The organism is Balneicella halophila, assembly GCF_003096835.1.
In the GTDB taxonomy this organism is placed as follows: Bacteria; Bacteroidota; Bacteroidia; order Bacteroidales; family Balneicellaceae; genus Balneicella; species Balneicella halophila.
This window is the reverse complement of record NZ_QENZ01000010.1, coordinates 1-12,096: the sequence shown is the minus strand read 5'-3', so window position 1 is coordinate 12,096 and position 12,096 is coordinate 1. Positions and strand designations below refer to the sequence as shown.

The window sequence follows — 12,096 nt, the reverse complement described above, 5'->3', positions numbered from 1 at the left end:
CACTGCGATGATATAGCATTTACAAAAGGACGGGAATTTGAGTGAAGCGAAAATGTAGGAATTTTGTTCGCCGCAGGCGAATGCTATATCATCGGCTGGCGGTATGAAAAGTTGCCTATTGCGGACGGTTTTCTATCAAGCTACTCAAAAGTTAAAGCGGGCTGAAACCCTTGAATAACCTACTGTCCAGGCAATTTTTTATACCGCGTGTTAGGCAATGTTGTTATCTTGTATTTATATGGTATTTTTTTACATTTTCATTTAAAAATGACCAACCCCAACCTATAACTTTATTATCCTTTAGGATTATTGGAGTAAGTTCATCATCTGTTATTGCGCCATCAGCACCTTTTAAATCTGTGTAGTAAAACAATACTTCATAGTACTCATCATTGTCACCTTTAAGTATTTCTGACCTCCATGGATTATTCACTTTTGTACCATCACCGGCTGTTATTGTTTGAGACCCCATAATATTAAGAACCTCAGTCTTACTAATTCCCATTGAAATTCGATTTATGTTCTCACGATTTGCAGTACGAATAGCTTCAGTGCTCATACATCCTGTAAGAATTAGAATTAATCCAGTGTAAATAAAATACTTCATATTGTTAAAAGTTTTGTTTAAATATTTAATGATTAAAGAAATATTACCTTGTTTGGAATCTTATAATCTGCACCAACAGAATTTAAAAAGGATATAATTGAATGAATCGACTTCAATCCATTTATTGAGGTTTTATAGTTGGTTTGCTTGCCTTGATGAATAACTTTGTTTCTAAGGTTATTTAGTTTTTCAAGTTCATCCAATTTCTTATTTTGATTAGCAATAGATTCTCCAATTAGAAGTTTAAGGAAAGTACCTAAATAAATTTTAAGTCTTTGTCTTTCTATTTTCCTTAATAATTCATCTTTTTCTTTTTCAGTCAAATTCGGCATTTTTTCTTTGAGGAACTTTTGTACGCAATAATCCAATAATGAAAAACCTGTAATTAGTCCTTCGTTGTAGTATCCATGCTCAATAAGGTCAAGAGCTTTGGTTAATGTATTCCATTCAAATGGAATATCTGTCTTCAAAGATTCTATCTTGAATTTTTCTGACTTCTGAAATTCATGTGTAACCCTTGTGGATTTTACTACTTCTTTTCCTTCAACAGAAATCGTATAATAAAGTAAGTCACTTATGCCAATATTTCTTAAAAATACGCCCCAATCATTTTTTGGTAGCGAAAATCTTATTAGGTCGATAATAAAATTTATCTTTTCAAGAAGCTTTATAGTTATTTGATTCTTAATTTCAATCTTAGAATCTTCTTCTTCAACATTTTCATACGTCCTTAATTCGAGAATACAATTGAAGTCAAGTTTTACGGAAGTTTTACCAAAATCATGAAATATTCTGTCTGAGATTTGGTTAGGAAAGTCAATTTTAAAATATGTTGGTTTTTTATCATTTCCTATGATTACATTTTCTGAAAACGATTCAATGAATGGTTTAAATGGAAGTAATCCTGTAAAACTTATTTCTTTCTCCATAGTCTATTCAACGGTTTAGTATAACCAAAGTTGTGTATTGGTTTTTACAATTTTCGTTTTATAAAATTACTAAAATTAGTATTAAGAAACATTCTATTTTACTAAATGTAGCAATTTTGGTTATACATTGTTGTACACTGGCTATTTTTTAATCGTTGGTAGTTGAATGTATCAAACTTGTTGGATGCCGTAAGCTCTTTGGCAAACTTTTGGTCGAGCTTGGCTGATGCGAGTTTGCCAATGTGCTTACTTGTTGGTTTGTTAACTCTTTACATACTTACCTAATGATTCTAATAACTGTGGATTGTCTTCTAATGCAATCTTTGCAACTGCATAAAACTCACGCATCCAATCATCTAATTCTCCAAATGCAGTATCTTTCAGTTTAGTTGCATCTTGACTTTCTCCTTTCTCTTTTAAATATTCGGCTCTGTTGGTTTCTAACTCCGCAATTAATGCGACTGTTTCTTGTAATTCGGTTGGAGTAACTTTTAATCGTGCTAGTTTGGTTTCAATTTCTGTATTACCAATAGCTGTTGAATAAAATTTCTTAATTGTTTCTAACCATTTTATGTAAGCCTGTGGTAAACTTCCTTTTAAACCTAAATTTTTCAGTGTTGTTTCATCTTTTCTAAAAACGACTTTACCTTTTTTACGATGTAATCCATAAACTTTGGCTAAATTTTCTTTGGAAGTTGAAAATTTATTGTAAGCGGTTACTGTTTCGTTATCTTCTGTTTTATTGTTGTTGTAGGCTGTTTGCGTTTTTGTTAATAAGGTTTTTCCTTCTGTTAACAAGGTTTCATCATATCCAAACTCTGCCATAATTGTAGCGATTTCAGATTGCTTTTCAACGTTTTCAAATGATACTCGGTATTGTTCCAAAGCTTCTGCTTCGGTTAATGTTCTGTTTGTTGCCATTCTTGCAATTTTTAATGTTAAACTTTTTCTTTTTTGCGTATTCCTTAAAGACACTCGCCAGCACCTTAAACTCATTTATGCGTTCCTTAAAGCTCTTTGTCTACTCCTTAAGGTTCTTTTTCTATATCTTAACGTGTTTTTTCTACTCCTTACAGTTATTTGTAAGTTTCTTAAAGGAAGTTTTCTTCTCCTTTAGCAATTTGTTTAACAAATATATGAATTTGTTCCTATTATACTCTATTTTGTTCAATATGTTATGTTACCAGATGTTGATTTTTACATTCCGCTGATCAATTCCTTTGCCTTGTCCAATGTAAACGCTCCATCAATTTCTTTTTTGTCAAAAATCATAAAGTAAGCAAAGTCATTTCCAGCTTGTTTTTCCCATTCGTTTCCAAGTCTGCATTTTCCTTCGCTGTCTGAACCATCCAAATGGTCTCCTTTAGTTTCAATCAAAATGGTTTTTCCTGATTTAGTTCTCAAAATAAAGTCAGGGTAATGATTTGCCTTAAATCCGTTAATGTAAAATCCTTTTCCTCTTTCTAAATTTCTATGCCAAAACTCAATGTTTGAGGAAGTTCCAATTTCCATAATTACTTTTTCCTCAAAGTTGTTCATTGAGCCTTCTTTTTCGTACAAAGAATTTCCAATTGATGAACCAACATTCCCAGGAACAATTTCCTTTCCTAATTTCCAGTTTTGCTTTGTGATTATGCGTTTAGATTTTACCAAATCCATAAACCTTTTTTCTGCATAACTGTCCGAAAGTTGTCTGATTTTAGCTTTTATTTTGTCTGTATAACTCCATTTTCTAACTAAAATATCACGCATTTGTTCTGCGTTCATTCCTTTTAAAATTCTACCAACGTAGACTTTAATTTCTTGGTCTGGAATTGGATACATATTGCCAATAATCTGCATAATTTGGTGAGTAATATCACTTATTTGCGCATCTTTTGGTTTGGCTAAAATGTATTCTGCAATTGGGTCTTTTACTTGACTTTCTTCAATTTTTACCCAATCTGGTGTATAATTATCTTTTACAGTTTCGGTTAAATCTACTTTGTACAAATCAGATGAAATTTGGTCAAAATCGATTTTAATATCTTCATCAGATAATTTAAAATCTTTCAATAACGATTCTCTGTTTAGCAGTTCTTCGTCTGTTCCAAAAATGTCACTTGCTACAACTTTTAGAAAGAATTGAGGAAAATTTATCTGTTCAATAAATTTTTTATTCGCTTCTTTAACTCGATAGCGTTTTACTTTATCTCCCATTTCTTGAAATATATTTTCGTCAACAGGTTGTTTCTCTTGTTCCTGTATTTGTTGTTCTAATTCTTTGTTTTGTTCTTCTGCCATTGATTCAATTTCGGCAATGACTGAAGTGTTTTCAATTTCTTCTTCGGTTGCATTTGGGTTAAAAGAAATTCTTCCTTTGTCAATCGTTTCTTCTTTTTCCTCTGTTTGTTGCTCTGGAAATAAAAAAGACTCAACAGGATTTACAACTTCTGTTTGTTTCTCTTCTTCTGTCATTTTATCTGCAACTCTGTGTTCGTTGCCACTAAAACCTGATGCTTTTAAACCTTCAACAATGCTTTGTAAAGTTTCGTTGAATTTTGCAGAAGCTGTTAAAACGTAAGAAAGATTTAATTGAAATGCTTTGTGTTTTTGAACATAAGGTTGACGTAGAACTCTGCCCAAAATTTGCTCTACATCAACAGCACTTGATTTGTCAGCCAATGAAGCTAAAATGTAGGCAAAAGGACAATCCCAACCTTCTTTTAAAGCATTTATTGTAATGATATAACGAACTTCACAGTCTTTACTTTGTAAATCTGGAATGCTTTTAAGTTCGTCAATGTTTGCGGTCTTAATTTTGATTTGATTTTCAGGAATTCCTAAACTCAATAATTGCTCTTTTAATTTCTCAAAAGTTGTATTGTCGTCATTGGTTTTTGGTTGAGCCTGAAATAATACAATTGGTCTGATATATTTTCCGCCTTCGGCTTCTTGTTTTTTGGCTAAAATCTCCAATTTACGTTGTAAATGCAACGCATTGTTTATGACTTCTGTTTTGTCGTGATTGTTGTACACAATAACAGGAAGTTTAACCATATGTTCCTTTTTTAATTCTATTGCAGGAACTAAACTCACAATATTGCTATTGTCTTTTGGTGTTGCTGTTAAATCTAAAATAAATGACGGATTTAAGTTTTTGAGCATATCTACGCTCAAATCACTTTCTGCGTTGTGGCTTTCGTCAACTACCAAAACAGGATGTAAACTTCTAATTACATTTATTAAAGCTGTGTCGTCAACATCTGCTAATAAATATTTTCTATTTGCGTATTGAGGTACAAACGATTCTAATTGTCCGTTTTCTTGATAAACTTTTCTATCTTCTTTGTTTTTGGCTCTTAAACTCGCAAAACTTAAAACAAAAATGCTCAATTGTTCTTTTACAACGGTTGGATTAAAATTTGAACCTTGTAGCAAATCTTCTTTTTGATAAATCTCAACTTTATGGTTAAAAAGAGCATTTAGTTTTTGACGATAAGGATGCTCTGGGTTTGATAAAGCGTTTACTGTTTGTTGTAATAAATTACTCCAAGGAACTAACCAAATAACTGCTTTGGTTTTGCTTGTGTCGTAAGCTGAAAAAATAGAATGCAACGCATTTACAGCAATAAACGTTTTTCCACCAGCAGTTGGCACTTTTACGCAAACGTGAGCAGAATTTGGAGCGTTATTTTTATAAGGTTGCATTCCTGTATTGTCTAAAGGATTGTAAGGTCCAATTTTATCTTCCCAATATTGGTTAAATGCAGTTGACACATTTTTATGTTCTTGAACATATTCTAAATACTCTTCAAGATTTTCTATTACTTTTTGTTGATAGCCTTTTAATTCCATAATCTAAAATCTTGTAATGTCTCTTGGTATTTTTTTGAAAATGATGTTGTTTTTAGCCATAAACTCTTTAGGTAGCAAACAATTATCTGCATAAATAACATATTGTTCTCCTTTTGTTTTTATGAGTTGTAAAGAATCAAAATCTAATGTGGTTAATTGGTCTTTTTCGTAAATGAAATAGTAAACTGAATCTTCTTTTTTACCTAAAAAGTAATTTGCTTCTTTTGGCTCTTTAAAAGGTGTTCTAGTTTCTGAAAACCAAATGTATTCTCGTATTTTATTTATGCCAACTTGCTCGTTTAAGTTTTGGTTGTCGTCAAAAAGAGGTAAGCCAATTTCAAAGTAGTCAAAGGAACCGCCCAAACCTTCAACATGGTTTTTGCCTTTGCCATATCCGCTGATTACTTTCCTAACTCTTTTCGTGGTAACATCTTCACAAACATTTACCACATTCCCCTTTTTATCATATTCATCACACTGGATTAGAATGAACCTTCTTTTGCCTTCATCTTGGCTATTAAGTTTCAATGTAGCGTGTGCTGTTGTTCCTGACCCTGCGAATGAATCCAAAATGATAGATTCTTCATCTGAAAACCAATCGACAATTTCTGTTGCTAATAAATGAGGCTTTGGGTTTTCTAAGTTGATTCCAATTTGCTTTTGAAACTCATCGTCACTTCCTGCAAATCCTATTAAAGAACTAATATTTTCAAGCATGTTTTCCTTGAGCAAGTATTTCCTTTCTGGTTGTTTTGTTTCATCTTCTCCAAACAGAATCATTTTTTTATCTAAAAGCTCTTTCATTGTTGAAGGTGGGTTTCTCCAACCACGTGCTGGTATAGGGCATTCCTTTTTGGTTACAGGATGAATAAGTGGAATAAAGTAATCATCTGGTGCTTGTTTCTTGTTTGGCCAAGCCATTGAAACACCCCTGTATACTTCTCCATCTTTGTCTATGAATTTGTAGGCTTTCTCACCACCACTAAAATCTTGGCTCTTTAGCCACTCGCCAAATTCGGTGTTAACCGTTTCTAAATTGTAATTGAATTTGTATTCTTCAAAAAGTGATTTGTCAAGCTTATACTTCTTACAGATTTGCAAAATGTCTTCTGGATAGGATTCCTTCCCAATTTTGGCGAAGACCTTTCTTGAGAACTCAATTATTTTCTGAGCATTTTTCTTTTTACGCTTGATTTTACCTTTTAGTAAATCTGCACTCTTACTGAAAACGATAATGCTTTCGTGTTGATATGATATTTTTTGGGCATCACCTTTAGGGTTCTTCTTATCCCAAATGATTGTTCCTAAGTTGTTTTTCTTGCCAAAAATCTCTTCATAAATGATGATAAGGTTGTGATATTCATTCTCGTCAATATGGGTGACAAGTACACCGTCATCACTTAATAGTTTGTGAAGATAATTAAAATCAATAGATTTTATCTTGTTGGGAACAAAAAAATAGCAACCAATTGCATATAGCAAATGATGTGTAGCGTAAATCACGCCTTGGCGGCGTTGTTTGATGATAGTGTTTTTTTAGCTAATAGAGCTATATGTAATTGTCATAGCACTGCGATGATATAGCATTTACAAAAGGACGGGAATTTGAGTGAAGCGAAAATGTAGGAATTTTGTTCGCCGCAGGCGAATGCTATATCATCGGTGAACTATATGTGGCGGAGTGGATTACGCGGTACTTTCCTGTCAAGACACCACCTAACTACGAGCGAGTGATTAGGCTCATAATTAGCACTTTCCCCACTCTGACATATATAGATTGTTAGCGGTTTGTGCTTTCTATTTCTCCAATATCAATCAAGTGCTTTCTAATTATCGTTCCCATATCAACGAGTAGTTCATTTTTGACATCTGCACTTAATTGTCTTGTGTGGATTACAAGTTTTTTACGGTCAAGACTGTAATGCAAAAAGAACCAGTTTCCTTTGTTGTACCAAAATTTTCCATTTTCGTCTCCTGCATAAGTAACTCCAAAAATATCGTCAATTTCCCTAATGTCGTCATTATTTTTAATGTAGTCCGAACAAGCTAAAACAACAACTGGAAAATCTTGAATGAATTTTGAAGATTTAAAAAGCATCTTTCTTGCTGGTATTCCACTTTTGTCAGCATCCGATGTTTTTAACATTGGAGCATCATTTATTTCTGTTGTAAAAGAGTGTTTTAAAAAGTCCACGTAATACGGTTGACTTTCATTTTCTCTTATAATTTCAGAGAGCTTTTGATACTTACTCCAAGTGTTTTTCCCCCAACCTGCTCTAAGTGGATGATTATGGTCAACTGAATATTCCAAAACTTCACAAGTGTTTGATTCAATATGATTTGACCAACTTAAAGCATTGTCATTATACCATTTTCTACCAATTGTATCATTCGTATCTATTGCAGACTCTTTACCAATCAAAAGAGTGTTAGAATTTGGGTTACCTGTTCCGATATAATAGTTTCCAACTCCTTTACTTACAAAATTTTTAAATTTATCTCCGTACATTTGAAATGTTTGACTGGTTAAACTATAATACTAAACGTGCTATTTGAGCAAGCTTATCTTTGTCTGCATCATTAAGAAATGCAATGTCTTCGGTAAAAAACACTGGGATATTTGTTCCATTAAGAATAAAATGTCCGTCTTTCTCTGAATCTGGATTAACCCACCTGTCTGCACCAAAAATCAAGTCCCTGCAAATAGTCCCGAAAAAGAAAATTGCAACAGGTTGTACTTTTACAATAGTTTCATAAGTAAGTTCAAGTTGTTCTCTTATAAAATCGCTATTGGTACGTAGTAGCAAATCTCTGTCATTTTCTCTTGCATAAAGTAGGTTTGTATGAGAATATCCTTTTTCTAAAGTGTCTGAAAATGCTTCTAAATTCTTAAAATAGTCTGGGGCATCATCTCTTTGATATAAACTACCATATAGCAATGATTTTTCATCATCGCTTTTCAAAAACACATCATCGTCTCCTGGCTCATAAGAAGGATTAATTCCTACATACAAAACACTATCCATAACGCCATCAGCCGAAAAAATTGGTCGTCTGTTGATTATTTCTGTAGCTACTGAATCTGAATATTTAGACCAAATATCAGCAAGTGCGTCGGAAATTCTATTATTTTCATTTAAATCAAAGAAAATTGAAGATTCTATGGCTTCTTCGCTTTCGCTTGCATTTGTTTTTGTCTGTTCTTCTATTTCTTTTTTACTGCCTCTTAACAGGTTAAACGCTTTCTTGGCTAATGCCCCCACATTTGCACCAATGACGCCATATAATCCTTCTGATTTTCGTTTTTCAAATTTTTGCAGTGTGTCGAGATAATATTTCTTTTTCATTTCGCCCAAACTATCGGAAAGAATCTCTAAACACTCTTTTAGTTTTAGTAGGTATATGTCTGATAATTCATTTTCTAGTCGATTTTTGTTCTTTTCTAAGCTTTTTGTTCCTATATCAAGTTTGTTTGCCCATTTTTTAGTTTCAAGAACACTTATTAAGTAATTAATTTGTTCAAAAGTCGGAGCATCTGTGTTTATATCTAAAGCTTCTCTAATTGAAGCTTGTAGTTCAACAATATACTTTTCCAAATACTCTTGTTGTTCTTTTTCTTGTTGCTCTTTAAAAATACGTTCTTGTAATTCCAGTTCTGCTTTATTTTGCCTTTTTTGTTCTTGAAGCATTTTTCTTTGCATTTCTTTTTCTGCTTCAATTCGTGCAAGGTTTGCTTGGTGTTCTAATTGTGCTTTTGATGGCTTTGGTGGTGGAGGTGGAGCACTATGAACTCGTCTATATGGAGTTGAATGCTTGTCTCCAAATATCATATTTGATACCATTTTCCCAGCATTCTTGCCGAGTTCTCTTTTAAATGAATTTCCTACTATGCTCATATTTTATGTTTTAAAGTTTCATTGTTGCTGTGTCGTCTTTTAGCATAACCGCTAACGCAGTGCTATGAGTAGTTGTCTGTTTTTTTGTGAAGATAATTAAAATCGTTAGATTTTATATTTTTGGGAACAAAAAAATAGCAACCAATTGCATATAGCAAATGATGTGTAGCGTAAATCTCGCCTTGGCGGCGTTGTTTGATGATAGTGTTTTTTTAGCTAATAGAGGTATATGTAATTGTCATAGCACTGCGATGATATAGCATTTACAAAAGGACGGGAATTTGAGTGAAGCGAAAATGTAGGAATTTTGTTCGCCGCAGGCGAATGCTATATCATCGGTCTTGTGTATGAAACGTAGCGTATAAATAAACACTAATTTTTCAGATTTAGCACGAGCCGAATTTTTATTTTTTCTATTTATCTTTTAGTTTCTAAATATACAAAAATAAAAATTTGGCGGACTTAATAAATATACAAAAACCTCTCGGAAAGCCTGAAATAGCTATGTTTTATACACGTTGTTAGGGCACGTTTTTATTCCTCAATTTGGTCGATAATCCAATTTATCCAACTTGAGATAGTTGATGCTCTTCTGTGAAATGTTACATCAGAATTGATATTGTGCAAATCAGATGTTTTCATTATTCCGACAATTTCATTTCTGCTTGGTTGTTCAGAATTTTCAAAATACGATTTGATTACTCGGTTAAATACTCGATGTGATAGAATTATTTTAAAAAACTCAATCTGTCTATCTGTAATGTTTAGAGCAAAAACACGTTTACCTAAATCAGTCAAAAAGTAATTTACTTCTCCGTTTTCTCTTGATTTGTCGATCAGCCCTAAATATCTTCCTGCGTCTGTATAATAATTCGTTTGTCTAACGTCAAAGTCATAGTTTACAGTTATGTATTCACGAGTCAAAGAACCATTTTCGTTGAGCAATTCGCAAAGGTTAATTACTCTGTCAAAAGAATCTGCTTGTGGAAAAGGAACTTCTAATTCTGCTGTAATTGGTGTTTCGTTTGCAATTTTTTGAATTAATTCCAAGTTGATTGCTCCATCACGAATTACATATCTTTTCTCACTTTTTAATTTTAGTGAATTATAATGATTTGGGTCTTCAAAAACGTATTCTCGGAAATGGAAAATACCATTAGAATAAGTTAGAAAAATTGGTTTGATTTCTTTATTAATTTTATTATTCCATAATTTGTATGGATAATACATTTGCCTAATTAAAAAGTCTTTTGAAATTGAGTTTTTTGCCTCAATTAAACTTAAAGAATTAACGCCTTCATAACCACCATCTATTTCTATTTGACTGTTATTTACTACAATGTTTAAGTCTGATTTTTGAGTTTTAATATTAAAGTCAAAACTTAAAGAACTCATTCGACCACTAACTGTTGGTTTCACATCTTCGTCTTGGACAAAATCCTCAATTATCCCTGTTACAAAAGCACAATTTAAAGCAGTAGATTCACTTGTAATATTGTCGTGTTTAATACTTTCTAAATAATTTGGAAAATCAATTTTAATTGGTGTTGGATCTTTGCTTTCAAAATCCATAAAAGTTTCAAAGTCTGAAATGACATAACCACCTCTTGAAATTGGTAATATTGAAAGTTTATTTTCTGAAAAAATTTCGGGTAGTTGAGATCGGAAGTCAAATTTTGTCATTAATCGAGCTTCACGAAATTCATTTATTTGTGAAGAATTAATCTCAAAAGCACCGTTTTTTAAAACTTCTTCCGAGATTTTATATTTTGCAAATAGCTTGTTCCAAGCAATGTCATTTTTTGTTTCACTCATAATTTCTAATTAGAACTTCGTCAACTTCCCCACGTTTTGAAGCATCTGAATTTATTGCTCTATTTGCTTTTACAAAAGTTATATTATAATCTGAATATTGGTCTAAAATAAATTGTGTTGCTGAATTAGAAACTAAAAATTTAACTCCTTTTTTGTCAAGTTTATCACAAAGTTCTCTCAATCTTACTTGGTCAAAAATGTTGAAGCCACCTTGAACATAACCTGTGAAATTCGAACTTTTGGAAACTGGATCATAAGGTGGATCAAAATAAACAAATGCTCCTTTTCTTATGTTTTTTACTGCACTTTCAAAATCTCCGTTAATTATAGTAATATCATTAGCATTAAAATATTTGCTTACTGCTCTAATTGTAACGTCATTAACAATATTTGGATTTTTATACTTTCCAAATGGTGAATTAAATTCTCCTGAATTGTTAACTCTGTACAATCCGTTGTAACAAGTTTTGTTTAAGTAAATTACTCTTGAAGCTTTTTTTACATTTGAAAGTTCGTCAAAACCTTCTTGACGATCCAAAGCTCTAATATTGTAAAAGTATTCAGATTCGTTAATATGAGTTTTTAGATCCTCAATTAATTCTTCTGGTTGATTTTTTATAACATTGTAAGTATTTACAAGTTCAGCATTGAAGTCATTAACAATTGCCTTTTTAGGCTGAATTTCAAATAATACAGCTCCTCCGCCAACAAATGGCTCGTAATAAGTCGAAAATTTTTTCGGTAAAAGTTCATTAATAGCTGGCATTAATTGTCTTTTTCCGCCAACCCATTTTAAGAATGGTGCTATTAATTTATTTTTTTTCATTTGGTTATTTTATCAAGATCTACAAAGTAACGAAATTGAACGGAATTTTCTATCGAAGAACGGATTTTTTTCAAATGTGCCCTAACGCAGTGCTATGTGTAGTTGTCTGTTTTTTTGTGAAGATAATTAAAATCGTTAGATTTTATGTTTTTGGGAACAAAAAAATAGCAACCAATTGCATATAGC

Annotated in this window: 9 protein-coding genes; all 9 read right to left on the bottom strand. The window is 32.2% G+C overall.

Features of this window, described 5'->3' with window-relative positions:
• Window positions 1–223 precede the first annotated feature (223 nt).
• The 9 genes from C7377_RS09310 to C7377_RS09270 all read right to left on the bottom strand — a co-directional run bounded on the left by C7377_RS09310 (window position 224) and on the right by C7377_RS09270 (window position 11,910).
• Window positions 224–607 (bottom strand): DUF3192 domain-containing protein, encoded by a 384-nt coding sequence (locus C7377_RS09310; RefSeq protein ID WP_116497091.1) that lies wholly within the window; start codon window positions 605–607, stop codon window positions 224–226.
• A gap of 32 nt (window positions 608–639) precedes the next feature.
• Window positions 640–1,536: a hypothetical protein gene (locus C7377_RS09305; RefSeq protein ID WP_116497090.1), complete on the bottom strand. Its 897-nt coding sequence runs from the start codon at window positions 1,534–1,536 to the stop codon at window positions 640–642.
• Window positions 1,537–1,797: 261 nt separating this feature from the next.
• Entirely contained in the window at window positions 1,798–2,457 is a 660-nt protein-coding gene (locus tag C7377_RS09300; RefSeq protein ID WP_116497092.1) for a hypothetical protein, read from the bottom strand.
• A 276-nt stretch (window positions 2,458–2,733) separates the two neighbouring features.
• Window positions 2,734–5,373 (bottom strand): DEAD/DEAH box helicase, encoded by a 2,640-nt coding sequence (locus C7377_RS09295; RefSeq protein ID WP_116497089.1) that lies wholly within the window; start codon window positions 5,371–5,373, stop codon window positions 2,734–2,736.
• Between the two features lie 3 nt (window positions 5,374–5,376).
• Complete coding sequence (locus tag C7377_RS09290) at window positions 5,377–6,876, bottom strand: DNA methyltransferase (RefSeq protein ID WP_165806894.1); 1,500 nt, start codon at window positions 6,874–6,876, stop codon at window positions 5,377–5,379.
• A 277-nt stretch (window positions 6,877–7,153) separates the two neighbouring features.
• Window positions 7,154–7,882: a hypothetical protein gene (locus C7377_RS09285; protein ID WP_116497087.1), complete on the bottom strand. Its 729-nt coding sequence runs from the start codon at window positions 7,880–7,882 to the stop codon at window positions 7,154–7,156.
• A 22-nt stretch (window positions 7,883–7,904) separates the two neighbouring features.
• Complete coding sequence (locus C7377_RS09280; protein WP_116497086.1) at window positions 7,905–9,269, bottom strand: hypothetical protein; 1,365 nt, start codon at window positions 9,267–9,269, stop codon at window positions 7,905–7,907.
• Window positions 9,270–9,803: 534 nt separating this feature from the next.
• A complete protein-coding gene (locus C7377_RS09275; RefSeq protein WP_116497085.1) occupies window positions 9,804–11,084 on the bottom strand; it encodes a type II restriction enzyme in 1,281 nt (426 codons plus the stop codon).
• Window positions 11,077–11,910 (bottom strand): DNA adenine methylase, encoded by an 834-nt coding sequence (locus tag C7377_RS09270; protein WP_116497084.1) that lies wholly within the window; start codon window positions 11,908–11,910, stop codon window positions 11,077–11,079. Before C7377_RS09270 ends, C7377_RS09275 begins: the two co-directional genes overlap by 8 nt.
• Window positions 11,911–12,096 lie beyond the last annotated feature (186 nt).

Bases quoted from the DNA above. Each gene is read 5' to 3' on its own strand.
- C7377_RS09310 (WP_116497091.1), bottom strand. From the start codon at position 607: ATGAAGTATTTTATTTACACTGGATTAATTCTAATTCTTACAGGATGT.
- C7377_RS09305 (WP_116497090.1), bottom strand. From the start codon at position 1,536: ATGGAGAAAGAAATAAGTTTTACAGGATTACTTCCATTTAAACCATTC.
- C7377_RS09300 (WP_116497092.1), bottom strand. From the start codon at position 2,457: ATGGCAACAAACAGAACATTAACCGAAGCAGAAGCTTTGGAACAATAC.
- C7377_RS09295 (WP_116497089.1), bottom strand. From the start codon at position 5,373: ATGGAATTAAAAGGCTATCAACAAAAAGTAATAGAAAATCTTGAAGAG.
- C7377_RS09285 (WP_116497087.1), bottom strand. From the start codon at position 7,882: ATGTACGGAGATAAATTTAAAAATTTTGTAAGTAAAGGAGTTGGAAAC.
- C7377_RS09280 (WP_116497086.1), bottom strand. From the start codon at position 9,269: ATGAGCATAGTAGGAAATTCATTTAAAAGAGAACTCGGCAAGAATGCT.
- C7377_RS09275 (WP_116497085.1), bottom strand. From the start codon at position 11,084: ATGAGTGAAACAAAAAATGACATTGCTTGGAACAAGCTATTTGCAAAA.
- C7377_RS09270 (WP_116497084.1), bottom strand. From the start codon at position 11,910: ATGAAAAAAAATAAATTAATAGCACCATTCTTAAAATGGGTTGGCGGA.